General features: G+C 64.2%; 29 protein-coding genes. 18 read left to right on the top strand and 11 right to left on the bottom strand.

The annotated features are described in order from the left end of the window. Positions 1-142: 142 nt before the first annotated feature. Complete coding sequence (locus CHB88_RS23085) at positions 143-865, bottom strand: Crp/Fnr family transcriptional regulator (RefSeq protein ID WP_089401713.1); 723 nt, start codon at positions 863-865, stop codon at positions 143-145. Between the two features lie 250 nt (positions 866-1,115). Here CHB88_RS23085 and CHB88_RS23080 point away from each other — a divergent pair, with 250 nt between their 5' ends. The 10 genes from CHB88_RS23080 to CHB88_RS23035 all read left to right on the top strand — a co-directional run bounded on the left by CHB88_RS23080 (position 1,116) and on the right by CHB88_RS23035 (position 9,239). Continuing rightward, positions 1,116-1,316 carry a hypothetical protein gene (locus CHB88_RS23080; RefSeq protein WP_143131449.1) on the top strand — a complete coding sequence of 67 codons (201 nt, stop codon included), beginning with the start codon at positions 1,116-1,118 and terminating at the stop codon, positions 1,314-1,316. Positions 1,317-1,366: 50 nt separating this feature from the next. Beyond that, the gene (locus CHB88_RS23075; RefSeq protein ID WP_089401711.1) at positions 1,367-1,750 is read left to right on the top strand and encodes a hypothetical protein; all 384 of its coding nucleotides are present in this window, start codon (positions 1,367-1,369) and stop codon (positions 1,748-1,750) included. 159 nt (positions 1,751-1,909) lie between these two features. Continuing rightward, on the top strand, positions 1,910-2,173 hold the full coding sequence (locus CHB88_RS23070; RefSeq protein WP_245845205.1) for an MbcA/ParS/Xre antitoxin family protein: 264 nt from the start codon (positions 1,910-1,912) through the stop codon (positions 2,171-2,173). An 81-nt stretch (positions 2,174-2,254) separates the two neighbouring features. Next, on the top strand, positions 2,255-2,506 hold the full coding sequence (locus CHB88_RS23065; protein ID WP_089401710.1) for a hypothetical protein: 252 nt from the start codon (positions 2,255-2,257) through the stop codon (positions 2,504-2,506). Between the two features lie 246 nt (positions 2,507-2,752). Next, positions 2,753-3,712, top strand: coding sequence for a Bug family tripartite tricarboxylate transporter substrate binding protein (locus CHB88_RS23060; RefSeq protein WP_089401709.1), 960 nt, complete (start codon positions 2,753-2,755; stop codon positions 3,710-3,712). 411 nt (positions 3,713-4,123) lie between these two features. Beyond that, a complete protein-coding gene (locus CHB88_RS23055) occupies positions 4,124-4,882 on the top strand; it encodes a DUF3348 family protein (protein ID WP_089401708.1) in 759 nt (252 codons plus the stop codon). Continuing rightward, entirely contained in the window at positions 4,879-7,047 is a 2,169-nt protein-coding gene (locus CHB88_RS23050; protein WP_089401707.1) for a DUF802 domain-containing protein, read from the top strand. The genes CHB88_RS23055 and CHB88_RS23050 overlap by 4 nt, the downstream gene beginning before the upstream one ends. Continuing rightward, the gene (locus tag CHB88_RS23045; protein WP_089401706.1) at positions 7,047-7,682 is read left to right on the top strand and encodes an OmpA family protein; all 636 of its coding nucleotides are present in this window, start codon (positions 7,047-7,049) and stop codon (positions 7,680-7,682) included. Before CHB88_RS23050 ends, CHB88_RS23045 begins: the two co-directional genes overlap by 1 nt. Continuing rightward, entirely contained in the window at positions 7,675-8,436 is a 762-nt protein-coding gene (locus tag CHB88_RS23040; protein ID WP_176442628.1) for a DUF2894 domain-containing protein, read from the top strand. Before CHB88_RS23045 ends, CHB88_RS23040 begins: the two co-directional genes overlap by 8 nt. 131 nt (positions 8,437-8,567) lie before the next feature. After that, positions 8,568-9,239, top strand: coding sequence for a hypothetical protein (locus CHB88_RS23035; RefSeq protein WP_089401704.1), 672 nt, complete (start codon positions 8,568-8,570; stop codon positions 9,237-9,239). A 369-nt stretch (positions 9,240-9,608) separates the two neighbouring features. Here the strand turns inward: CHB88_RS23035 and CHB88_RS23030 are convergent, their stop codons facing one another. The 4 genes from CHB88_RS23030 to CHB88_RS23015 all read right to left on the bottom strand — a co-directional run bounded on the left by CHB88_RS23030 (position 9,609) and on the right by CHB88_RS23015 (position 12,803). Beyond that, positions 9,609-10,592, bottom strand: a complete 984-nt coding sequence (locus tag CHB88_RS23030; RefSeq protein WP_089401736.1) for an SDR family oxidoreductase — start codon at positions 10,590-10,592, stop codon at positions 9,609-9,611. A gap of 157 nt (positions 10,593-10,749) precedes the next feature. Continuing rightward, positions 10,750-11,034 carry a hypothetical protein gene (locus tag CHB88_RS23025; RefSeq protein ID WP_089401703.1) on the bottom strand — a complete coding sequence of 95 codons (285 nt, stop codon included), beginning with the start codon at positions 11,032-11,034 and terminating at the stop codon, positions 10,750-10,752. Between the two features lie 49 nt (positions 11,035-11,083). After that, a complete protein-coding gene (locus CHB88_RS23020; protein WP_089401702.1) occupies positions 11,084-11,419 on the bottom strand; it encodes a c-type cytochrome in 336 nt (111 codons plus the stop codon). Then, entirely contained in the window at positions 11,409-12,803 is a 1,395-nt protein-coding gene (locus CHB88_RS23015) for a PQQ-dependent sugar dehydrogenase (protein WP_245845203.1), read from the bottom strand. The genes CHB88_RS23020 and CHB88_RS23015 overlap by 11 nt, the downstream gene beginning before the upstream one ends. A 309-nt stretch (positions 12,804-13,112) precedes the next feature. Between CHB88_RS23015 and CHB88_RS23010 the strand changes: the two genes are divergently transcribed. Next, entirely contained in the window at positions 13,113-14,018 is a 906-nt protein-coding gene (locus tag CHB88_RS23010; protein WP_176442627.1) for a YihY/virulence factor BrkB family protein, read from the top strand. A 52-nt stretch (positions 14,019-14,070) separates the two neighbouring features. After that, on the top strand, positions 14,071-14,598 hold the full coding sequence (locus CHB88_RS23005) for a 2'-5' RNA ligase family protein (RefSeq protein WP_089401700.1): 528 nt from the start codon (positions 14,071-14,073) through the stop codon (positions 14,596-14,598). Between the two features lie 22 nt (positions 14,599-14,620). Here the strand turns inward: CHB88_RS23005 and CHB88_RS23000 are convergent, their stop codons facing one another. Continuing rightward, the gene (locus CHB88_RS23000) at positions 14,621-14,905 is read right to left on the bottom strand and encodes a hypothetical protein (protein WP_089401699.1); all 285 of its coding nucleotides are present in this window, start codon (positions 14,903-14,905) and stop codon (positions 14,621-14,623) included. A 335-nt stretch (positions 14,906-15,240) separates the two neighbouring features. On the opposite strand from CHB88_RS23000, the gene CHB88_RS22995 reads away from it, so the two are divergent. Then, on the top strand, positions 15,241-16,065 hold the full coding sequence (locus CHB88_RS22995; protein ID WP_089401698.1) for a class I SAM-dependent methyltransferase: 825 nt from the start codon (positions 15,241-15,243) through the stop codon (positions 16,063-16,065). A gap of 283 nt (positions 16,066-16,348) precedes the next feature. On the opposite strand, the gene modA is transcribed toward CHB88_RS22995, so the two are convergent. Both modA and CHB88_RS22985 read right to left on the bottom strand, forming a co-directional pair. Further along, a complete protein-coding gene (gene modA / locus CHB88_RS22990; RefSeq protein ID WP_245845201.1) occupies positions 16,349-17,158 on the bottom strand; it encodes a molybdate ABC transporter substrate-binding protein in 810 nt (269 codons plus the stop codon). Positions 17,159-17,201: 43 nt separating this feature from the next. Continuing rightward, complete coding sequence (locus tag CHB88_RS22985) at positions 17,202-18,191, bottom strand: tripartite tricarboxylate transporter substrate binding protein (protein WP_089401697.1); 990 nt, start codon at positions 18,189-18,191, stop codon at positions 17,202-17,204. Positions 18,192-18,339: 148 nt separating this feature from the next. Here CHB88_RS22985 and CHB88_RS22980 point away from each other — a divergent pair, with 148 nt between their 5' ends. Then, positions 18,340-19,263 carry a LysR family transcriptional regulator gene (locus CHB88_RS22980; protein ID WP_089401696.1) on the top strand — a complete coding sequence of 308 codons (924 nt, stop codon included), beginning with the start codon at positions 18,340-18,342 and terminating at the stop codon, positions 19,261-19,263. Between the two features lie 91 nt (positions 19,264-19,354). On the opposite strand, the gene CHB88_RS22975 is transcribed toward CHB88_RS22980, so the two are convergent. Together CHB88_RS22975 and CHB88_RS25330 are read right to left on the bottom strand one after the other, a co-directional pair. Further along, complete coding sequence (locus CHB88_RS22975; protein WP_089401695.1) at positions 19,355-20,335, bottom strand: Bug family tripartite tricarboxylate transporter substrate binding protein; 981 nt, start codon at positions 20,333-20,335, stop codon at positions 19,355-19,357. A 259-nt stretch (positions 20,336-20,594) separates the two neighbouring features. Beyond that, positions 20,595-20,765 (bottom strand): hypothetical protein, encoded by a 171-nt coding sequence (locus CHB88_RS25330; protein WP_176442626.1) that lies wholly within the window; start codon positions 20,763-20,765, stop codon positions 20,595-20,597. 437 nt (positions 20,766-21,202) lie between these two features. On the opposite strand from CHB88_RS25330, the gene CHB88_RS22970 reads away from it, so the two are divergent. The 4 genes from CHB88_RS22970 to CHB88_RS22955 all read left to right on the top strand — a co-directional run bounded on the left by CHB88_RS22970 (position 21,203) and on the right by CHB88_RS22955 (position 23,497). Continuing rightward, a complete protein-coding gene (locus tag CHB88_RS22970; protein ID WP_176442625.1) occupies positions 21,203-21,484 on the top strand; it encodes a DUF1488 family protein in 282 nt (93 codons plus the stop codon). A 340-nt stretch (positions 21,485-21,824) separates the two neighbouring features. After that, positions 21,825-22,085 (top strand): translation initiation factor IF-1, encoded by a 261-nt coding sequence (infA, locus tag CHB88_RS22965; protein ID WP_089401733.1) that lies wholly within the window; start codon positions 21,825-21,827, stop codon positions 22,083-22,085. A gap of 236 nt (positions 22,086-22,321) precedes the next feature. Continuing rightward, entirely contained in the window at positions 22,322-22,531 is a 210-nt protein-coding gene (locus CHB88_RS22960) for a cold-shock protein (protein ID WP_089401693.1), read from the top strand. A 474-nt stretch (positions 22,532-23,005) separates the two neighbouring features. Then, positions 23,006-23,497, top strand: a complete 492-nt coding sequence (locus tag CHB88_RS22955) for a hypothetical protein (protein ID WP_176442624.1) — start codon at positions 23,006-23,008, stop codon at positions 23,495-23,497. A 120-nt stretch (positions 23,498-23,617) separates the two neighbouring features. Here the strand turns inward: CHB88_RS22955 and CHB88_RS22950 are convergent, their stop codons facing one another. Next, positions 23,618-23,881, bottom strand: coding sequence for a hypothetical protein (locus CHB88_RS22950; RefSeq protein ID WP_089401691.1), 264 nt, complete (start codon positions 23,879-23,881; stop codon positions 23,618-23,620). Positions 23,882-24,012 lie beyond the last annotated feature (131 nt).

Genomic DNA, 24,012 nt, shown 5'->3' with positions numbered 1-24,012 from the left:
TCACATCGCATGACATGTTCGGCCCAGATGACGGGCGAATTCATGCAGTCTAAATTTCTTAGATGCCCCGCTCCCCCGAAGTTCAGCCATGTCGGCCCGGCGCCAACGCTTTGCCGGCCGCCGCCAGCATAAGGATTCGGCGTCAGAACCCCTTGCCGAGCAGGCGCGCAAACTGGCCCTGGACGATGCCGTAGCACTCGCATGACGTCTCTTCCAGGCCCTTGCGGTCGAGGATCTGCACCTTGCCCCGCTTGTAATCGATGATGCCGGCACGCTGCAGCACGCTGGCCACCACGCTGACGCTGGGGCGCTGCACGCCGAGCATCGCGGCCAGGTATTCCTGGGTCAGGAAGAAGTCCTGATGGCCCATGCGGTCATGACACATCAGCAGCCAGCGCGCCAGCCTGTGCTCCAGCGCATGCAGCCGGTTGCAGGCAGCCGATTGCGACACCATGCCGAGATAGGCATGCAGGTAGCGCAGGGCGATGCGGCGCAGCGGCGTATCGCCCTGCGCCATCTGCATGAACACCTCTGCCGGCATGCGCAGCGCCGTGCCGGGTATCTGGCACACCGTGGTTTCGACAGCGATGTCGCTGCCCATGATCAGGTCTACCGCGGCAAAGCCTTCGTAGCCGACCGTGCCGATTTCCACCGCCGAACCGTCTTCCATGGTGGCAAGGACGGAGTGCCCGCCGGTCAGCGGGAAGTAGACGTGGGGAATCGGTTTGTCACGTTCGAACAGCGTGAAATGAAGTGGCGTGTCGACCAGTTCCAGATGGGGTAGCAGCGCCTGGTAATCCGATTCCGGCAGCCGTGACAGCAGCAGGTTGGAACAGTCGGTCGGCGACTGCGCAATCGCATTCATGAAGGCTCCCGACGCCTGTATGTTTTTTCCTGGATTCGGCTAAGACGCGAAGGATTCGCCTTGGTTTCATCCGCCTTCGCCGGGATGAAGGTTTCGGTGAGAACGTCTTTCCTGCCGCGCCCATGGCGCAGGGAAGAAGCGGTGAAGAAGGCTTTCCCCGAGGTATGTCGGACTCATGACAGACAGCGCTCAGGCCGTCCACGATAATTATTTCTTTTGCAACACGAGGGCGCCGGAAATGAAAAGCCACGTGAAAGCATCTGCCCGCTACTGGATCTTCGGGACCTTCGTCGTCTATGCCAGAAGCGCGCAACTGGCGCGCAAGGTCTACGAAGAACAGTGCGCCAAGTCGTTGACGGAGCCGTTCGGCGTCGTCGCCCTGGATACGGGCGATGAAGTGATCTGGCTCAACCTCGAATCCCCGGGCCTCGCCAGGCAGCTTTTTCACTGATTTTTCACTGATCATCCACGCCAGGGTGAAGCCGCGCCGATGAACCAGCCATGCAAATTCGACCGACCGATCATTTGACTGAAGACCTCAAGACATCGACCAACCTGGTGCGCCGCCCCGTCGATGGCATCGTGCTTACTTCGAGCGGCCGCGCCATTCCCCAGCCTCCCTGGATCTTCCCGGACGACCCGCAATCGCAGGCGGATTACGACAACTGGCTTCTCGCACAGAGCAGGGAAGAGGCAGTCCTCCTCGATGAAGCATTGATCCTGGCCCGGCTGGACGATCTCGCCGCGGGCGGCTTGGACGGCACTTCCCGCCAGCTGCTGAGCGATTTCCTGTTCGGGATCCTGGCGCCGGAGTTCGAGGCAAGACCCTTGCCGGAAGCGGGGCTTCCCGAACTGCTGTCGGATGGCGTGCGGCTGCGCTGGTGATGCCCGCCGGCGCTAGGCTGCGCCAGCCGCAGCCGATTTCCCGCTGCGGTCATCGTCCGCACCCATGTCCTGCGCTTCGCGCGTAGAATCTTCCGCTTGCGAAAGTCATGGCTTCTCATTGGTTGGGAGACCATGGCTCTCGGGTTCAGCGGAGCAAACATGGAAAATAAGGACAGCCTGTCTCCAGCAGGGCTGGATGCGCTGCGCGCGCGGTTCGAGCAGCAATCGCGCAGGGCGCAGGCTTACTACACCGTCATGCATCTGGTGCGGGACGCGGTTGGCAGCGACGAGGCCGCGAGCGACTGGATGAATCAGCCATCGCCCGCGCTCGGCGGCCTGACGCCAGGGCAGTTGGTCGAACAGGGCCGCGAGGAAGAAGCGCTGAGGCATGCCGCAGCCCTGAAGCGGCCGGCACCCGGCTGATCGAGCCGGCTTTCATCAGCAGCGCCTTTCCTGCATTCCGGCAAACCCGCGTACACTCTTGCCTTTGATACGGAGACCGCGATGACGCAAGAGGAAATACTTGCCCTGTTCAGGGAACATGCGGACACGCTTCCGCTCGAGGCGCAGGCGCCGATGCTGCGCGATGTGATTCTCGACCTGGCCCAACTGCTGGCGGATTCGCGCGGACGCCTGTCGAAGGAAAACTTCGACACCCTGACGGCCATCGGCGGTGTGCTGTACCGACAGGCGAAGAGCGATTTCGACGCCATCTCGGATCTCGATTCGATGATGAAGCAATCTCTCAAGAAATAGCTCGCCGCCCCAGCCGATTTTCCCCTTGCCGGCGGTCGGTGCGCTGGCCGCCGCTCCTGACGCAAAGCCTTTTTTGCAATACACTTTGCCCCTCGCACGGGCCGGAGTGCGGGCATGGCAGCTCCGGCCCGGTCTATACACTCGCCTTTCATCGCGCGGCATGGCAGTGGGCCGCGTCCATCATCTCTGACCAGTATGGCAACGATCTTTTCCTTTTCCGTCCGGAACCTCATTTCTCCATCGTCCATGAAGCAGATGCTGGTGGCCGCCGTTCTCTCCTGCAGCGCCGTCGCCGCCCATGCGCAGGCATGGCCGACCGCGCCGATCAAGATGATCGTGCCGTTTCCTCCCGGCGGCGGCACCGACATCCTGGCGCGCATCGTCGCCGCGCGGCTGGCGGAGACGAACAAGTGGACCGTGTATGCGGAGAACCGGGGCGGCGCCGGCGGCACCATCGGCGTGGCCGAGGCGGTGAAGGCGGCGCCCAACGGCTACACCGTGCTGATGGGACAGAAGGACAACATGGCCGTCGCGCCGTGGCTGTACAAGAACCTGGCCTACGACCCGCTGCGCGACGCCATCCCGGTGGCCCACGTGGCCTATACGCCGGTGGTGATCGTCACCAGCGTCAATTCCCGCTTCAAGACCCTGGCCGACGTGGTCAATGCCGCGCGCAGCGCGCCCGGCACCATTTCCTACGGCTCGCCGGGCAGCGGCACCACCATTCACCTCGCCGGCGAGGCCTTCAACAATGCCGCCCATATCAAGCTGATGCACGTGCCCTACAAGGGCTCGAACCCGGCGATGATCGATGTCATGAGCGGGAACGTCGACCTGGCGCTGTCTTCGGTGCCTTCGGCGATGAGCCAGATCAAGGCCGGCAAGGTGCGGGCGCTGGCGGTGACGTCGGCGGCGCGCAGCACCTCGCTGCCGGATGTGCCCACCATCGCCGAATCGGGCTACAAGGGCTTCGACGTCAGCACCTGGTATGGCTTGTTCCTGCCGGCCAAGGCGCCGAAGGAAGTGGTGACGCGCCTCAACCAGGAAGTCAACAAGCTGCTCGAGACGCCGGAAATGAAGAATGCGATCCATGCGCAGGGCGCCGAGCCGCAAGTCATGACGCCGGAAAAATTCTCGGCACTGCTGCAGAAGGATCACCAGGAAATGCGGGACGTGGTGAAGAAAGCCGGCCTGACGATGGAGTGACATGCCGCGCTTGCCATGATTCCTGAAGCACCTTGAAGAAAGTGATGAAGCGATCATGGTGAGCACGCGAGCCGGCGCTTTCGAGTGAACGTCGGTTCGCTGATGCCCATGCCTCGGCCGCGATTCACACGCCGGCCGGCCCCAGGCGCTGAACGCCATCCGAAGCGGCGTCATCTGCCCCACTATCCCTCCCCAATAGGCACAAAAGCAGCGACGTCAAGTGGCAGGCATGCCACACGGTCTTACGGTTTTGACATTTTTCAACGGCGAAGCCCCCGGGATATAATCGCCGCTTTTTCCACGCCATGACGCTTTCGTCGAACCCATAGGCAGTTCACGGCGACTGTGCGTGCGGGGAGCGGCGTAATCCGCCAGCCGCCCCGGCTTCACCGATTCAGTTTGCATCCGCCTATGACAAGAGCGTTACCGCGCACGACTTTCCACAGCTCGACCCTGATCCGCTGCCTCGCCGACCTGGCCCTGGCGGATGCTGCCGAATCCGGAAACGCTTTCGCGGAAAGGCTGGGCGAGTGGATGCACTTCACCGATGCCATCACCCTCTCCGCGGTGCACGGCGCTGCTCCTGAAAATCTGCCGGCGGTCCCCCAAAGGCCGCAAGCCGCCGCACGCGCCGTCGACGAATTCAACCGCCTGCAAACCCTGCTGGCGAACGGCATCGCCAAGAGCTTTTCCACCCCGCCCGGCAAGGCCTACCTCACGTTGCCGACCCCGCCTGTCGAACTGCCCGGCGACCTGGGCGCCGCCTACCTGCCATACCGCCGTTTCTTCGAGGCGCATCAGCGTGACATGGAGCTCAGCATTCAGCCGCTGCGCACGAATGTTCGGGCCATGGCGGCGCAGGCGTCCCCCGGTTTGAAGAAGCTGGCCGAGCTGGATGCCACGATGGAGAAGATCCTGCGCGAGCGGGAGCGGGCGCTGCTGGCGAAGGTGCCGGTATGGCTCAGGAGCCGGTTCGAACAGCGGGTGCGGGAACATCGAACCAAACTCGGCGAGACCGGCGAGGCGGACGATCCCGCCGCCTGGACGCGTCCGGGAGGCTGGCTGGCGCGCTTCTGCGGCGAGATGCAGATGCTGCTGCTGGCCGAACTCGAGCTGCGCCTGCAGACCACGCTGGGCCTCATAGAAGCATTACAACAAGATACGCCATGAACAGACATTTATTTGCAGCCGCCTTCGCGCTCGGCGCCCTCGGCATCATCTGGGCCGGGGCCGGCTTCATCGATTCCAGCCTGCTCGCGCTGGCCATGACCATGCTCATCGGCGCGGTGTACGGGTACGGCGCGCTCGAGCTGAAACGGTTTCGCCAGGCGACGTCCAGCCTGGTTTCGGCGCTGAACGCGATTCCCGGCGACCTGGAGGATATCGGCGCGTGGCTGGGGAAACTGCCCCCCTCGCTGCAGAACCCGGTGCGCCTGCGCATCGAAGGCGAGCGCGTCGGCCTGCCGGGCCCGGCGCTCACGCCTTACCTGGTCGGCCTGCTGGTCATGCTCGGCATGCTCGGCACCTTCCTCGGCATGGTGGTCACCCTGAAGGGCGCGGTGTTCGCGCTGGAGAAAACCACCGACCTGCAGGCGATCCGTTCCGCCCTCGCGGTGCCGGTCAAGGGCCTCGGCCTCGCCTTCGGCACCTCGGTCGCCGGCGTCATCGCTTCCGCCATGCTGGGCCTGATGTCGGCGCTCAGCCGCCGCGAGCGAGGACAGGCCGCGCAGCTGCTCGATACCCGCATCGCCACGGTGCTGCGCCGCTTCTCGTTTGCCCATCAGCGCCAGGAAACCTTCAAGGCGCTGCAGCAGCAATCCCATGCCCTGCCTGCGGTGGTCGATACGCTGCAGACGATGATGACGCGCATGGAAGACATGAGCTGGCAGCTGAACCAGCGCCTGCTCGCCAACCAGGAAGATTTCCACGGCAACGCCAAGGCGGCGTACACGGAACTGGCGCGGTCGGTGGACCAGTCGCTGCGCGACAGCCTGCACCAGAGCGCCCATGCCGCCGGCGAAAGCATCAGGCCGGTGGTCGAGGCGGCGATGAACGACATCGCCCGCGAAGCCACCGCAATGCATGCGCGCATGGCCGATACCGTTCAGGCCCAGCTCGACGGCTTGACGGCACGATTCGGCGCCGCCGCCGACAACGCGGCCGCCACCTGGACTGCGGCGCAGCGCGGCCAGGAACAAGCCAGCGCCGCTGCGGTTGCCGATCTGCGCCGCGCGCTGACCGAATTCAACCTCGCCTTCGAGCAGCGCTCGGGCGCGCTCGTCGCCACGCTCGGCGAGCAGTACGCCGGCCTGCATGCCGGCCAGGCGCAGCGCGACGAGCAGCGCCGGCAGGCATGGACGCAGTCGCTGCACGAGACGGCGGCAGCCATTACCGGCGAACTGCGCGAGGCCGGGACGCAGATGCTCTCGCGGCAGCAGCAGGCCGCCGACATCCTGGCTCGCACCTCGCGCGAGATTGCCGATCAGGCTCAGGCCGGCGCACGCGACACGCTGGCCGAGACGACGCGCCTGATCGCCGGCGCGGAAGAGCTGATGCGCAGCCGCATCGCCTCCGAAGCGCAGTGGCTGGAGCAGCACCGCGAGCGCATGGACCAGATCGCCGCGCTGCTGCGCACCGAACTCGGCGCGCTGAAGGAGGCGGAAGCGGCGCGCGGCAACGCGGCCGTGGAGCGGCTGGGCGATCTGCAGAGCGCCGTCGCCGCCCACCTCGCCACGCTCGGCACGGCGCTGGAGCAGCCGATCGCGGGCCTCATCGAGACCGCCTCCCAGGCGCCGCGCGCCGCGGCGGAAGTGATCGCCCAGCTGCGCCAGGAAATTTCCAATGGCATCGCCCGCGACAACGCGCTGCTGGAAGAACGCAGCCGCATCATGGAAACCCTGAATGCGCTGCTCGACGCCATCAATCACGCCTCGCAGGAACAGCGCGCGGTGATCGATTCGCTGGTGGCGAACTCCTCCACGGCGCTGCAGGCCACCGCCGGCGCCTTCACGGAGAACGTGGCGGCCGAAACCGCGAGGCTGTCGGAAATGGCGGCGCATGTCACCAGCAGCGCGGCCGATGTGGCCAGCCTGAGCGACGCCTTCGGCTTCGCGGTGCAATCCTTCAATGAAGCCAACGACAAGCTGATCGCCAACCTGGAGCGCATCGAGGCGGCGATGGAGAAGTCGCAGTCGAGAGGCGACGAGCAGCTTGCCTATTACGTCGCGCAGGCGCGGGAGATCATCGATCTCAGCATGAGCTCGCAGAAGGAATTCGTCGAGTCGCTGCGCCGCCTGCCCGCGCAGCAGGCCGGCTTCGCCGAAGAGGCGCGGTGATGGACGACGTCGACGCAGGCGTCGAGCAGGGCGCGCCGGTCTGGCCGGTCTTCGGCGACCTCATGTCCAGCCTGCTGGGCGCCTTCGTGCTGCTGTTGGTGGCCGTGGTGGCGGTGCAGATGGAACTGACGTCGAATCTGCAGGACGAGGTGAAGAAGCGCCAGCTCGAGGAGCAGCGCCGCATGAGCCTGGAAAAAGCGCTGGCGGTGCCGCTGGCGTCGGGGCGCATCACGCTGAACAATGGCCGCATCGGCATCAGCGGGCAGGTCCTGTTCGCCCTCAATTCCGACCAGCTGCAGCCGGAAGGGCGGCAATTGCTGAACAGCCTGGTGCCGCCGCTGCGGGCCTACCTGGCTTCCCGCGATGAAATGCTGATGGTCAGCGGCTTCACCGACGACAAGGCGATACGCGGCGGCCGCTTCGCCGACAACTGGGAGCTGTCGGCGCAGCGCGCGCTCACCGTCACGCGCACCCTGATCGAGGAAGGCATGCCATCCTCCCTGGTGTTCGCCGCCGCCTTCGGTTCCGAGCAGCCGGTCAAGCCCAACACCGATGAAGCGGCCCGCGCCCAGAACCGGCGGGTGGAAATGGCGCCGGTGCCGAAGGGCGCCAACGCCAAGGCGCAGCATGGATGAGGCAATCCGGCTCGACGCAGCCGAGCCCGCTGCCGATGGCCGCGTCGATCCTGCGACGCTGATCGCCTCGCTGCGCGCTGCAGGCGCCGGCACGCTGGCGCCGGTGCGCTTGCGCCACGTCGAGGCGCTTGCCTTGCGTGCGTCTTCGCACCGGGGCGAAATCCGGCGCATGCTCGACGCCAGGCTGGCGCGGGCGGTTGGCGCGCTCCGGGAACAGCTCGCCGGCGCGCAGCGGGAAATGCAGGAGGCGGTTGCCCGTGCCATCCAGTCCCATCCGCAGGCGGCGGGAGAGCTGCAGCGCCTGTCGGAAGCGGCCGATCTCAAGGGCGTGCGGCGGCGCATTGACAGGTTACGGGCGGAAGAGCACGGCAAGGCGCTTGGCCAGCTGGTTCGCCGACTCGAACAGTCTTCCAACGAGCAATCAACCCTTCGACCGGCGGCGGACATGGCGCCGCGCGCCGAACTGAAGGCGGTGCGGGAGTCGCGCAACACCTGGGCAAAGCTGAGCGCCGGCAAGCAGGTGGCGCAGGCGCTCGAGCAGGCGCCGAAGAATGCCGGCCCGATCAATTCCCACATGCTGATGCTGCGCTCGCTGGCGCTGATGCGGGAAATCTCGCCCGACTATCTCAACCGTTTCATTTCCTACGCCGATACCCTGCTGTGCCTTGACCAGCGCGAGAAGGATCAGATGGGGAAGGCGGAAAAGCCGAAGAAGGTGAAGAAGCCGCAGGGGGCGAAGCCGGCAAAGAAGTAACGAACTCAGCATCGACGGTGCGCCCGCTAATGTGAGTTGGCGGCGACACGGGCTTATTGCGCCTGCATTGCACGTCCATTGAGGCGCATGAAGTTTCCTCCTAGAATGAACGCTTTTTCGGGAACACCATCATGAAACGCGCCTTCGTCGTCGCATCGCTGGTTCTTTGCTTCATGGCGCCCGCCGCGGCGGTGGGGCCGCTTGCCTCCATCGTCATCGGCTACGTCAAGCAGGCATTGAAGGAAAAGGTGATTGCTTACGCCAAGGAGCAGGCCTCCGGCTTCATCGGCGACTCGCTCGCCGGCGTGCCAGGCGCCAGCATGCTCGGCCTCGTGCCCGGGATGGCCGGCCTGGCGCCGCGTCCCGGCATGCCGGCGGAGGCGACTGCAGCGCTGAAGGCGGCCGGCTTCTACGATACCAGTGCCAAGCCGCTGAGCGATGCAGAGTGGGACGAATACGAGCAGACGATCAGCATGATGGCCAAGGCCGGCGGCATGGAAGACGACGATGTGCCCGACGTAAAGCGAATGCGGACCATGACGGCGAGCATGCCGCAGATGTCCGGCATGCTGCGCATGCAGCTGCAGCAGTTCCGGGAGATGAAGGCGGAACAGGCGCGCATGCGGGAAGCCTATGCGCAGATGCCGGAGGCCGAGCGGCAGGAAGTGGTGGCGGAGCTGGTGAAGAATTTCCGCGAGCAGCCGCCGGAGGTTCAGCCGAATGCGATGAAGGTCCTGGAGAGCGATGCACTTGGGTTGCCGGAGGATTTGAGGAGGCGGCTTTTGGCGGTGTTGAAAGCGTAGGGAGGATTTCTCGGAGCACTGCTTTGCCCTTGCGGAGCCGAATGCGATTGCAAGCGCATTTGTACGTGAGATTCAAAGCCCGGCTACGGGTCCCCTCCCTTTCAAGGGGAGGGCTAGGGTGGGGATGGGGTTCTTTCGCATTTAAAGGATGTTCATTAATTGCAGCGGAAACCCACCCTCACCCACGAATGCGCTTGGAAGCGCATTCGCCTTCGCAGGCGCGGAGCAGTGCTCCTCGAAACCCCTGCTGCGCCCCCAGCCCTCCCCTGAAGGGGAGGGAGTTTCCTTTATGGCTCGGCCTCACCCACGGTCGGGCCTGCATGCCCGACCGGCTTCGCAGGCGCGAAGCGGTGCTTCGCGAATTCCCTGCTACGCCCGCCATCCCTTGCGCAGCAACCCGAACGGATCGGGCAACCGCGTCACCACTTCCGTATAGGGACTGTGCTGAAAGGTCATCCCCTTGCGTTCCTCGCTTTCCTGCAGCGAGCCGTCGCCAGCGGAAGCGAACAGATTGCCGTTGTGGCTGCGATGGTCGCTTTCATCCTTCTGCTGCAGATCGATCGCAAACGTGCGCAGCACCATGTCGGTCATGCCCGGCGCAAGAAACGCGAAAGACGGCCCGGCCACCGCCGGCTCGCCGACGCGGACGTCGCGCAGCGGATGTTCCGCTGCCTGCAGGATGGCGTCGGCGACCACGCGCGGCGCGTACACCGGCGGCGGCAGGTCCGGTTCTTTCTCCATGTAGTTGCGCGCATGCTGGGTCAGCATGCTGTTGACCGACGCCGGCTTGACCAGGGTATAGGAAATGGGGTCGCCGGCATGCTCGCTTTCCATGCGCAGTGAATTGATGAAGCCTTTGACCGCATGCTTGGAAGCGCAATACATGCCCTGCATCGGAATGCTCATGTCCGAAAGCATGCTGCCCACGGTGATGATGGCGCCGCCGTGCTGCCGCAGGTGCGCCCGAGCCGTCAGCGCGCCATGCACCACGCCCCAGAAATTGGTGTCGAACAGGCGCCGGTTTTCTGCCATCGTCGGCTGCTCGATCAGGCCGAAAAGCGACACGCCGGCATTGTTCACCCAGGTGTCGAAGCGGCCGAAATGCGCGAGCGCCCGCTCGGCCACGCGGCGCACATCCGCTTCCACGCCGACGTCGGCAGTCACGGCGATTGCCTCATGCTGACCTTGCCCCAGCTCATCGACGAGCGCCTGCAAGGCCGCCTCGTCGCGCGATACTAGCACCAACCGGGCGCCGCGCTCGGCGGCGGCCCTCGCCGTTGCAAGGCCGATGCCGCTGCTGGCGCCGGTGATCACCATGACCTGTTCCGACAAGGGTTTGAGTTCCGGTTTCATCGAGGGCTCCTCCATCGCGAGCGTTGCATCCAATGGAAAAGCAGACTGCATCAGGGCAAGGGGGTTCCTGATGCGCCGACCCTTGCGTCGGCATCATGGTGACAAACCCGGGACGACGGTGAACAGTGCCGTCGTGCGCGACGCACGAGCTCTTGGCTCAAGGCTTCACGCCGGTGCCGCGCGGCGTGGCTTGATCGGTCGGCGCGCCTTCCGCACCGCCGGTCAGCGTGCTGCCGGCCGCGCCCGGCGATCCGCCCGAACTCCGCGGCGTCGCCTGATCGGTGGGCGCCGCTTCTGCGCCGCCGGTCAGGGAGCTGCCTCCGCCGGAGCCGGTCGCCTGTCCGACGCGGCTCCCGCCCTGGGCGCAGGCTGCTAGCAGCACCGAGACGGCGATGAGAAGAGGGCGTCGGCAGCCGTGGCGGCGCCTATCGATGGTTTCCATGGTTCGGTTCCTTCGTGATGTATCGGCCAGCCTGTTTTGCCGGAGACCGCTACTTGGCTTTCACCTCGATGGCGATGCCGCTGAAATAGGCGGCGGCGTCCGCAATGTCGGCAGTCGAGAGCGGCGCCGCCATCATCGACATCACCTCGTGCTTGCGCGCGCCGGACTTGTAATCGGTCAGCGCCTTCACCAGATAGCTTTCATTCTGGCCCGCCAGGTTAGGCGCATCCGGCACCTTGGCCAGGCCGTCCCGCCCGTGGCAAGTGAAGCATTGCCCCAGCTTCGGATTGGCGCCCGGCCCCCCGTCGGCGGCACCGGCCGGCGGGGCGGCCGCTCCCAGGAGCAGCAATGCGGCGAGGACCCTAACGTGCTTGTCAGCCGCCATAGGAAATCCTGTAGATGGCGCCGGCATAGTCATCCGAAACCAGCAGCGAGCCGTCGGGCAGCTGAGCCACGTCCACCGGCCTGCCCATGTACTCGTTGGTCGGCGTCAGCCAGCCTTCGGCGAAGACTTCCGCCTTGCCCGCATGGCCATCGGCGCCCACCGGCACGAACATGATGCGCGCGCCGATCGGCGTGGTGCGGTTCCAGGAGCCGTGTTCCGCCACGAAGAGGCCGCCCTGGTACCGCGCCGGGAACATGCTGCCGCGGTTGAAGGTCATGCCGAGGTCGGCGGCATGAGCCGCCATTTCCACTTCGGGGAAGACCACGCCGGCCGGCGGATTCTGGCTCTTGTATTCCGTGGTGCGCACCTTGCCGCCGCCGTACCAGGGAAAGCCGAAATGCTGGCCGGCGCGGGCGGCGCGATTCACCTCGCCCGGCGGAATGTCGTCGCCCATGCCGTCGACCTGGTTGTCGGTGAACCAGAGCGTCTTGTCGCGCGGATTGAAATCCATGCCGACCGAATTGCGCACGCCTCGCGCATACACCTCGCGGTTCTTGCCGTCGCGGTCCATGCGGATGATGCCCATCATGCCGATGCGGTCATACAGCGCCAGCTTCTCCTGCGCCGGCACGTTGAACGGGTTGCCCATGGTGATGTACAGCTTGTTGTCGGGGCCGATGCGGCAGGTGCGGGCGCCGTGGTTGAAGCTTTCCTCCTCCACCGGAATCAGCTGGCCCTGCGCCACCACGGTGGCCGCCGCCACGTCCGGCCCTTCATAGAAAAACTCGGCGGCCGGGAAGCTGAGCACCCGGTTGTGCTCCGCCACGTAGAGAATGCCGTCGGGCGAGAAGCAGACGCCATTGGGCACCCGGAAGCGGATGGAAGGCGAGAACACCTTCACCTCGTCCGCCACCCGCGTCTTGGTGCGGTCGGTCACGGCCCACACCCGCGTCTTGCGGGTGCCGACGTAGACGATGCCGGTCGATGGGCCGATTGCCATCTGGCGCGCGTCCGGCACCACCGCATACAGGTCGATCTTGAATCCCGGCGGCAGCTTGATGCGCTTCAGGTTGGCGCGCAGGGCATCGGCCCGGGCGCCGGTTTGCGGGATGGTCTCCATGTCCAGCGAGGCGCCCGTCGTCCTGAAGCCTTCGAGCTGCTTCAGGGTGTCGCCGCCGGGAGGCTGAGCGGACTGCGGCGCGGCTGCGACGGTTGCCGGCGGGCTGACGCCTTGCGCCGGCGGCGGACTGGCAGGGGCCGCCGCGACGGCGGTGGACGCGGCGGGCGCCGCCGAGGCCGATGCGTCATTCCGTTGCGAGGTGCCGCAAGCGGCAAGCAGACTGCAGGCAAGGGCGGCCGGCATCAGGCTGCGGGATCGATGCATGTCCATCTCCTTTCGTTCTTTGAGATTCTTGGAGGAAAAGCATGGATTCGGCGGTCCGAGCCTCGGGCCGGCCTGCTGTCAGTACAGACGGTTTTTGCACTGCCGGTTTGCATAGGATCAAACCGCGGTCACTTTCACCTCATTCTTTTCGACATGAGTGAAAGTGCGCAGAGAGTCGGTCCCGCTGCGCTTGCGCTCGCTCATGTCCCGGCGATTGTTTGCGCCGAACGTGAAATCGGGCAAAACTATTTTTGCTGAATGCCATCTTTAGAGGGCGGCGCTGCCGCCGCTTCACGCAAAAGGCGAGCGATGAACATCCCCGGACTGCATGGCCTGGGCATCGGCAAGGTGCTGATGTCGGCGGCAAAAAACTTCATCCGCAACGACATGGCAACCTATGCCGCGGCGCTGGCCTACCAGATGCTGTTTTCGCTGTTTCCATTCTTCATCTTTCTCATTGCCCTGATCGGCACGCTGCACCTGCCGGATTTCATGTTGTGGCTGCGCGAGCAGGCCGCGATGCTCTTGCCCCATCAGGCAATGGACCAGGTCAACCGCGTGCTGGAACAATTGCGGCAGCCGCCCGGCGGCCTGATGTCGGCTGGCGCCTTCCTCGCGCTCTGGACCGCGTCGGCCGCCGCGCGCGCCACCATGAATGCCTTCAATGTCGCCTACCGGGTGGAAGAGTCGCGCCCGATCTGGGTGCTGTATCCGCTATCCGTCTTGTACACGGTGGCGGTGGCCGCACTGCTCATCGCTTCCGCCGCCCTGCTGCTGGTCGGGCCCAGGGCGATGGAATGGCTGGAGGCGGAAATCGGCTTCGACTACGGGCTGGTGAAACTATGGACCTGGATGCGCTGGCCAGTGGCCGTCATCCTGCTCAGCCTGTCGGCCGCCGTGGTCTACTACTCCGCGCCCGCCGCCCAGCCGCGCTTTCCCTACGTCACCCCCGGTGCGGTGCTGGCGGTGCTGATCTGGGCGCTGGCCTCGCTGGGGTTCGACTATTACGTAAGCCACTTCGCCAACTACAACGCCACCTACGGCAGCATGGGTTCGGTGGTGCTGCTGCTGCTCTACTTCTATCTTTCCTCGGCGGTGCTGCTGTATGGCGCCGAGATCAATGCCTTCATCGCCTGCAACAAGGGAGAGAATGCGGTGCGCGGCGGCCAGCGCCCGGGGACGGCCGGGCAGGATGCGAAACAGACGGCGCACTGAACATGACACCTGCAGGAATCACGCTGGCATCGTCGCGGCTACGCTTTTAACCATGCGCTCCGACTCCATCGCTGCCTCGCCGCTCATTCTCACGCTGTCCATGGACGATGCCAGCTTCGCGCAGTTCGATAGCCTGCGCCGCGCCCATTTCCCGCCCGAGCGAAATTTCATCCCGGCGCACATCACGCTGTTCCATGTCTTGCCCGCAAGCGAGGAAGAGGCGGTGCTGGCGCAGCTTCGCGAAGTTTGCGCCGGCATGTCAGGGTTTGCATTGCGCTTTCCGGGCCTGCGCAGTCTCGGGCGTGGCGTCGCCGTCGAGGTGGACAGCCCGGGATTGCTGCAGCTGCGCACGGAACTGGCGCACCGCTTCCGCGATTGGCTGTCGCCGCAGGACCGGCAAGGTTACCGGCCCCATGTCACGATCCAGAACAAGGTGGCGCCGGCGGCTGCGCGGGAGCTGATGGCGCGGCTGGGCGCGGGCTGGGAACCCAGGGAGGGCAGGGCAAACGGCTTGCTGCTGTGGCGTTACCTTGGCGGGCCGTGGCAGCGGGTGGAAGCGTTGTCGTTCAGCGGTACTTGAACGGGCGGAGCGCGGGCGCCACTTATGCGCCGCGCACCAGGGCCAAACGCGCCGGCGACTCTTCCTCGTCGGCCGGCCTTGCCTGCGGGCTGCGCCCCGCCTCGACGGCTTCATCCGCATGCAGCGGAATCGCCACGGCGGCATCCCAAAGCTTGTCGGCCAGCATCCGTATTTCCCTGGCTTCGCGTTCTAGGTTTCTTCTCAAGGGAAGGCCGAGCATATTGGCGCGAATGACTTCGGCGTCGAGCAGGCCCGCCAGTGTAACGAGATGCTCGGCGATCCGGCGGCTTTCAATGATGTTGGACATGCCTGGTTCCTGTGATGTAGCGCGACATGGCGATGCATGCGCTGCCTGGCGGACACGCCGCCTGCTTGATAGAGAGGCAGCTCTTTGCAATGCTGAAATTTATGCACGATCGCAGCGCATTGCTGCGCTGCTCCTCTCCTTTGCCAGCAAGCTTCGCAAGCCGCGTGCCAACGCACCGCTGATGCGCCGCGCCAACCCATCGCTTGGCCACGCATGGCAATTGCGCCGGCCTTTTCTATACTGGAAGCGGCCGGCCATGCCCCGATGCTGCGCTTCGGGACGCGGAGGCGCTCAGACCCACCCGGGTCGACAACCAATCAACCGAAGGGAAGCGAATGAACCAGCACGCCATCGACAAGCGCTTCGCAGGCTCCATTCCGAAGCTCTACGATCAGTACTTGGTGCCGCTCATCTTCGCGCCCTATGCGCTCGATCTGGCGCATCGGCTCAGGAAGAGGCCGATGCGCCGGCTGCTGGAAGTGGCCGCGGGCACCGGCGCGGTGACGCGCGCGCTGGACGAGGCGCTGCCGCCGGACGTCTCCATGACCATCACCGACCTGAATCAGGCCATGCTGGATCAGGCCGCGGCAAGCGGCACGGCCCGCAAGGTCGAGTGGCGCCAGGCCGATGCGCTCGATCTGCCATTCGGTGACGCCGGATTCGATGTGGTGGTGTGCCAGTTCGGCGCCATGTTTTTCCCGGACAAGGAAAGGGCCTACGCGGAAGCTTGGCGTGTGCTGAACCCGGACGGGCTGCTGCTCTTCAATGTCTGGGACCGGATCGAGGAAAATGAATTCGCCTGTACGATCACCGAGGCGCTGGCCGCACTCTTTCCGGAGGATCCGCCGCGTTTCCTGGCGCGGACGCCCCATGGCTATGCCGATCCTGGCGTCATTGCGCGGGACTTGAAAGCCGCGGGTGTCGACGCGCCGGCCCGCATCGATACCGTCGCCGCTCGCAGTCGAGCCGCTTCGCCGGAGATGCCGGCCATCGCCTATTGCCAGGGCACGCCGTTGCGGAGCGAAATCGAAGCATTCGGGCCAGATCGGCTCGCCGAGGCTACGGCTGCGTGCAAGGATGCGCTTGCCCGCCGTTTCGGGCAGGGCGCCGTGGACGGCAAGATCCAGGCGCATGTCATTGCGGTGGAGAAGGCGGGGTAATCTGCGCGGGATGACGGTTGGCGGTGCTGCCCGATGCTGCTTGCGGCGAGTGCTGTTCGGCCCGGCAGCCCGTAAATCTTGTGCCGAGAGCAAATCCCAAGCCGGTATCGACGCGCGAAGCCGGGCTGCAAAGAAAATCCCTCCCCTTGAAGGGAGGGATTTTCTTTATGCGTGAGCCTTACTCCACGGTAAGGCTTGAAAGCCCACCCATCAATGCCCATGCAAACGTCCTCGCAGCTGCGTAAAGGTGAGCAGGTACGCGAATCGGTCGGGCATGGCGCGCTTATTTGCCCTTCCAGGCCGGCTCCAGCCCGCTCCTGACGATGGCCGGCTCGGCCGCCTCGGAGGAGAGATAGCGCACCAGTTCCATGCCGCCCTGCTCATTGGGCGCGCCCTTGACCACGCCGGCCGAGAACACCGTCACCTTCTGCACTTCCGCCGGAATCGGGCCGACGATGGTGATGCCCTTGATCGGCTTGAGCTCGCTCATCTGCTGGAAGCCGATCTCGGCTTCGCCGCGCGCCACCACCTTGGCCACCGGCTCGGCCGGAATCGCGCGGCTCTTGCCCTTGACCTGTTCCTCGATGCCCAGCTTCTTCAGCATCTCGGTGGCGATGTAGACGCCGCTGGCGCTGTCCGAATAGGCGATGGACTTCGCCTCGAGCATGGCCTTCTTCAGGTCGTCCGTGGTTTCCAGCTTGGGCACCGGCGCGCCTTCCTTGACCGCCATGGCGATGATCGAGCGGACCAGGTCGGTGCGCGAGGCGGGAAGCACCTTGCCCTGCTCGATCAGCTTGTCGAGCGAGGTGTCGGCCAGGATCACCACGTCGGCGCTTTCGCCGCGCGCCAGGCGGTTGGGAATCGCCTGCGGCGTGGCGCCCATGGATGGGCCGTGGACGGTGGTGACCTTGACGCCATGCCTGGCTTCGAACTGCGGCACCAGTTCATCGTAGGCGGCGCTGAAGCCGCCGGAGATCATCACCTTGATTTCGCCGTTCGTCTGCGCCTGGGCCGGGGAAAAGGCGAGCGACGAAGCCAGGAAGGACAGCGCAAGCACGTTGCGCGCGGTGTGCAGGAATTTCAAGCGGATCACGGGTATCTCCTCTGTTTGGATTGAATTTGGATGGTGCCAGGGCTTATTGGGCTTCGATCTTGGCCGACTTGATGACCTTGGCCCAGGTGTCGGTCTCGCTCCGGATGAATTTCGCGAAGTCTTCCGGCGAGCCGCCGCCTACTTCCGCGCCGGTTTCCTCGATGCTGGCCCTCATGTCCGGGGCGGCGAGCGCGGCATTGATTTCCTTGTTAAGGCGGTTGACGATGTCGGACGGCGTGCCGGCCGGCGCCACCACGCCCTGCCAGTTGTAGGAAGCGAAGTTCTTCAGGCCGGCCTCCTGCATCGTCATCACGTCGGGCGCGACCGCGAGGCGCCTGGTGCTGCTGACCGCCAGCGCCTTCACCTTGCCGGTTCGCAGATTCGGCAGCGCGGAGTAGCCCATCTCGAACATCAGGGGAACATGGCCGGCGAACAGGTCGGTGGTGGCCGGCGCGCCGCCCTTGTACGGCACGTGGGTCAATTGCACGCCGGCGAGCATGTTCAGCATTTCGCCGGAGAGATGGTGGGCGCCGCCGATGCCGGAGGAGGCGAAGCCGTACTTGCCGGGATTGGCCTTGGCCTTGGCGATCAGATCGGCCACGCTGGCAATGCCGGAGCTCGGATTGGTCATCAGGAACAGCGGCGCCTTTTCGATCAGCACCACCGGCTGAAGGTCCTTGGCGGCGTTGTAGGGCATCTGCTTCATCAGCGTCGGGTTCACCGCCAGCGGCGCCAGGTTGCCCATGCCGAGCGTGTAGCCGTCCGGCGCCGACTTCGCCACGAAATCGGTGCCGACCACGCCGCCGGCGCCTGGCTTGTTCTCGACGATGACGTTGGCGCCGAGCGATTTGCTCAGCTTGGTCGCCAGCTGACGCGCCCGAAGATCGGCGAAGCCGCCGGCGGCATAGGGCACCACCAGCTTGATCGGCTGCTTGGCCGGCCACTGCTGGGCATGGGACGCGAGCGGCGCGAAGGCGGCCATCACGGCGGCGGCCAGGCTGGCCTGGAGAAGAAGTCGCTTGCTTGATTTCATGATGATTGAGTCGGCTGAAGGTTGAATGGGCGCCTTTTGCTCAATGGATGCGTGCGGCCCGGCCCTGTTTCGACCGGTTGAGCAAAATTGAATCATGCAGAATATGCATTAGGATGTAAATTGCCCGATTTCTATTAATTAATGCACGATGCGTATCGATCTCCAAACCGATGAAATCCTTGCATTTCTCGCGGTGGCTGAAAAGTCCAGCTTCAAGGCGGCGGCCGAGGAGCTGTTCGTTTCCCAGCCGGCCCTCAGCCGCAGGATAGAGCGACTGGAAAGCGCGCTGGGCAGCCAGCTCTTCGAGCGCACCACCCGGCGGGTATCGCTGACCCAGGCGGGCCGCCAGTTCCTGCCGCATGCGCAGGCGGCGATGGAAGAGCTCGAGCTGGCCATACGCGGCATCTCCGAAACCTCGATCCAGCGCGGCGGCATGGTGACCCTGGCCTGCGTGCCCACCGTGGCCAACCATCTGGTGCCTTCGGTCCTCAAGGAATTTGCCGCGAAGTTTCCGAAGGCCCGGGTAAAGGTCATCGACGAAGGGGCGGCTCAGGTGCTGGAGAGCGTGGTGGCGGGCATCGCCGACTTCGGCATCAATTTCATCGGCGCGCAGGAATCCGACATCGAGTTCGAAGGCGTCTATCAGGAGAATTTCGTGCTCGCGGTGCCGCGCCGGCATTCGCTGGCAAGGCAGGCATCGGTGTCATGGGACGAGCTGGCCGAGGAAAGCTTCATCTCGGTGGGAGGCACCAGCGGCAACCGGACATTGATCGATCACGCGCTGGCGAAGTTGAAGAAGCGGCCGGCCATACGCTATGAAGCGAATCATATCGCCGGCGCGATGGGGCTGGTGGCCGCCGGGCTCGGCGTGGCGGCGGTGCCCAGCCTGGCGCTGTTCGGCGATGCCTATCCGACGCTGACCGGTCTGCCGCTCACCGGGCCGCGCATCAGCCGCACCATCGGCCTAATTCATCGCAAGGGCAGCAAGCTGCATCCCACTGCCCAGGCATTGTTCGGCATGGTGAAGAAGGCGATGTCCTCGCGGAAGCCGAAGCCGGCGGCGGGTCATTAGCCGCGCGCATCGGCACAGGCGCAGGCAGGGCGTGCCCGCTGCCTCGGGACGCGAACATCTCGAGGATGGGCAGGCCGGCGGCGGGGCCGGCTCAATCGCCCGTGATCTTCGCCGCCTTCACGAATTTTCCCCAGTTCTGAAACTCGCGATTGGTGAAGTCGCCCAGCTCCTGCGGATTCATGTAGATCGCATGCGCGCCCTGCGCCTCCGCCTTGGCGCGGAATTCTTCCGTCTTCATGATCTTGCCGATCTCGTTGCTGAGGCGCTCCACGACGGCCTTCGGCGTGCCGGCCGGGGCATAGACGGCGAACCATGAAGTGGCGTCGAGCTTCTCGAAGCCCTTGATTTTCGCGGTGGTCGGCACGTCCGGCAGGCTGGACAGCGGCGCATTGCCGGTGACCGCCAGGGCCCGCATCTTGCCGGCCTTGATATGGCCGAGCAGCGGCGGCGCGGTGGTGAAGGTCATGTCGATGTTGCCGCCGAGGAGGTCGGTCAGCGCCGGGCCGGTGCCCTTGTACGGGATGTGCGCGATTTCCGCGCCCGTGAGCTGGCGGATCATCTCGCCGGTGACATGCTGCAGGGAACCGTTGCCGGAAGAGGCGTAGTTGAGCTTGCCGGGATTGGCCTTGGCGTAGGCGACCAGTTCCGGCAGCGTCTTCACCGGCAGATCGGGGCGGATGACGATCACCTGCGGCGCGATCAGCAGATTGGCGACCGGGGCGAAATCCTTCACCGGATCGAAGGCGGCCTTGGTGAGGTGCGGCGTGATGACCTGGAAGCCGGAATACTGGACCAGCAGCGTATGGCCGTCAGGCGCGGCGCGCTTCACCGCGGCGGCCGCGATGGCGCCGGAACCGCCCGGCCGGTTCTCGACGATGACCGCCTTGCCCAGCGCCTTGGACAGCGGCTCGGCGATCATGCGCGCGGCGAGGTCGGTGGTGCCGCCCGGGGCGGCGGATGCGACCAGCGTCACGGTCTGGGTGGGATAGGGGGACTGGGCATGGGCTGCGCCGGCAACGGCCAGCACGGCGCACAAGCCAAGCAGGCGCTTGGCGGCGAGTTTGAACTTCATCGATGGCTCCTCTTGTGCCGATGGCGTGGCGCGCCTCCGGCCTTTTCATGAACTGATCAGGCCGATGACTATAGGGGAACCTTTTGTGGCGGGCTTTCGTAAACCGCGAAAGGGGGCTTCGCCTTTTGCAGGCGATGGCATCGGTTTCACAGCAGGCCAGGCGCGTGCCGGTGAAGGGACGCTGCCAGCGTGGAAACGATGCGGCCTCGGGGACTTGCGCCATCATCCGATGACGCAAGCCGCCGCCGGAGCATGGCGGTCAGGCGGTCTGCGCAGCGCTCTGCTCGGTTGCCGAAGTCGATGCCTGCTTGGCGGCGGCATCTTTCTCGGCCTTGGTCTTGCCCGGCGGCGTGCGCTTGGTATTGCGGAATTCGCTGTACTTGGTGCCGGTCTTGTCGGCCGGATACTTGTTCTTCACGTTCTTTGCCATCTAATTTCCCTCGGTAAAAATGGACTGATCGCCCAATTCGCTTAGTCGCGCCGGCTTGAATAAGGTTTCATTCGATGCTCGGAAAACAGAACGAACCGGCGCCGGCGCAATCTTCGCCACGAAGAAGATCCCAAGGAAGGCCGGCCGCCGCGTAGCCCAAAATAAATGCGACTTGATTGATCCTGGTTTACGTTTCCGCGCTTGCATCGAACATGAAGCCGCGATTGGACTCATAATGCAAGGAACCAATTCTTCTTGTCCCGGTTTCATCGCCTGGCGAGCCAGGCTTGCAGATGCTCGCAGCTGCGGCTTCTCCACGGAACGCGTCAAGCATTTCAATAGGCAGGCAGCGTCTCCTCCGGATGATTCAGCGCTTCACCCGATCGGCGATGAAGCCAGGGACGCAACGCGGCTCCATAACAGTGAAGGATTTCAACGTGAACCACCATGACCACGCACCGCATCTAAGCGGGGAAGATATTGCTTTCTTCGTGAACGTCGATGCCCTGGACCGAGAATGCCTCATCCGCAAGGAAGCGTTGCAGCAGCTGTCCGGCATAAAGGCGGACGAGGTATCCCAGTTCAGCCCGCTCGAGGTATTCCACGCCTACGAGGGCAAGATCAAGGGCGTGGCGCGGCGGCTGGTCGCTGCCGGGGTATCGGGCACGCCGCTGGTGCTGACGCCAGAGACCTTTTCCAGCCCGCCGCGCACCTCTTGACCGCATTTGAAGCCTGATTCGACACAAGGGATACCGTGCTATAGTGCGGTCGTCCGATGGCAGTTTGCCGTTTTGCCAGAGCAGGGCTTGCCTGTCTCTTCCATCCGCCAAGCGCTGCAGAGAAGTTCTTGACCGCGCGCTTCCTACCTTCATCGTTCGCATCCGCACCAACGTCCGCTGGCTGACAGCGGACGCACCTGCTCCCGCATGCCCCACCCGGCATGGCCGGAGCCATCACACTAATCCTGCTGCGCCCCGCGCGGCCGCCGGCTCGCCTCGATGCATGATCGCGGGCCATCCAGGCGGCTGCGGATCGCGCAGCCACTCATGGGGAATGCACATGGCCAAAGAAGAACTGCTGGAGATGCTCGGTCTCGTCACCGAGGTATTGCCGGATTCGCGCTTTCGCGTCGATCTGGAGAACGGGCACCAGCTGATCGCCTATACCTCGGGCAAGATGCGCCAGCACCATATCCGCATTCTTGCGGGAGACAAGGTATCGATCGAGATGTCGCCTTATGATCTGAGCAAGGGCCGCATCACCTTCCGCCACCTGGAAAAGCGCGGCCCCGCGCCAGCCTCCAACTATCGCCGCCGTTGACGGCAAGATCATGCCGCCAGGCGCGCTGCCGAAATAAATGAAATAAATGAAGTATCGCTAGGTGATCAGGGGCTTTGCCTGTATAGTGGGTCTCTGCACTTGCATCAAGCCGTCATTGTTGGTCTCTCTCCCGTCTTGCTCGTTTCGAGCCATTCCTGTTTGATTCTCTTCGGTAGCATCCTTGATTTCAGGTGCCGTTCGGGCGCCAAGCCCTCCCTACAATTAAAGGAAAAAACATGAGCACGCAAACCGGCACAGTCAAATGGTTCAACGATTCGAAGGGCTTCGGCTTCATCGCCCCCGATAACGGCGGCAACGACGTCTTCGCCCACTTCCAGGACATCCAGTCCAACGGCTTCAAGAGCCTCGCGGAAAACCAGCGCGTCTCCTTCGAGATCGGCAAGGGTCCGAAAGGCGACAAGGCCACCAACATCCGGGCCATCTAAGCCCGAGGCGATTCGTCGCCGCAAAACGTTTGTTGTCCAGCCGGGAAATTTTCCCGCGCTGGATTGCATGAAGATGGATCGGCCGGTGGCGCACCATGCAGATAGCATGGGCAGCCATTGACCGATCGAGCAGGCCGCGCATCGCGGCCGCTTCCCGGTCCCATGCATTGAATGAAAGCCCGCCTCGGCGGGCTTTTTCATTTCCGCCGCCATATTCGTGCCTTCCTTTTGCGCTCCTGTCGAGGCGCGAGTCAAATCTGGCCACGGGCGGGTGAATCGACCGGAAACCGTAGCGGGCCGGCGACATCTGGAATCAAGCGAAAAGTAAGGCTTAAAACGGATGCTACTATGACAACTTCCTTCCGGCGCCCTGCCGATCGATGGGGCGCAATCAGAAAGTGCCCAACCAACGCGAATTAATTTAAGGGAGAACGCCAGATGATCGTGTCCAATGAATTCGTCCAGCAGATGCAGATGGCGGTGCTCGATTATTTTGCCGGCGAGCGCCAGGAGATGCTGATCATCCTGAGCGGATCCGCCGTGCTCGCGATCGTCGCGGCCTGGCTATGGGCCGCGACGCGAACCGGTTTCGCCATGGCGCTCGCCATCACGGTGCTCGTCTCAGCCTCGCTCCTGTCGGCCATGGCGGTGTCGCTGCTGGTCCGCGACAAGGGACTCTCCGGCAACGTGACGCAGGCATTGGGCAGCGAGCAGCGCGCCTCGGCTATCTCTGCCGAACGGGAGCGCATCAGCGTGGTGATATCCCTCTACAAATACTATCGCTATGCCGCTGCAGCCGTCGGCGTGCTGGCCCTGGCCGGCTTGCTGCTGACGCAGCGGGGATGGGTGCATGGCTTGGCGGCCGGGCTGCTGTTGCTCGTCGTTGCCCAGACCATGATCGATCACTATTCGGAGAAGCGGGCGAGGCTGTATTTTGAGAAGTTGAATGTCATGAGCGGCTCATGACACGCCCTGGCTGCAACAGAGGAAAACCGAGGAATTCACAAAGCCGTTGTGCGGGTTCACGGCAAGCCTGATCGATGACTTCCTGACAGCGCGTGTTGGCTCCTGTACGCCGAAAAAAGGTCACTGCTGAATGAACCGCCATTCGATGAACCAGCAATTGTCGATGGCGGGTGGCGTAATGAAATGCGTCGTCTTGCCGGCAGTATCGAGGACCTGCCAATTTTCTTCCTCCATCAGGCCAAGCTCGAAAACCTGTGCCCACATTGCCTCATTTTCTTCATCTTCCTGCGTCATGAATTTGAGCAGTGCCTCTTTCTTCAGGCATTCGTCAGTCGGTAACAGCAGGCCGTTCTGCCACGGAAACTCATAGCGGTCGTCAATCACACACCCTATTGGCTCGCCTTTGAAGGAATGTAACGGCCCACTGAAAACCTGCTCAGGTCATAATCTTGAAAGGAAGATGACATGAGCGTAAAGATGGACGATGAATTCAAGCGCTGGACGGCCAAGCGCAA

Source organism: Noviherbaspirillum humi, from assembly GCF_900188095.1.
GTDB lineage: Bacteria > Pseudomonadota > Gammaproteobacteria > Burkholderiales > Burkholderiaceae_D > Noviherbaspirillum > Noviherbaspirillum humi.
The sequence above is the reverse complement of the archived record's forward strand: the minus strand, read 5'-3'. Positions and strand labels throughout refer to the sequence as shown.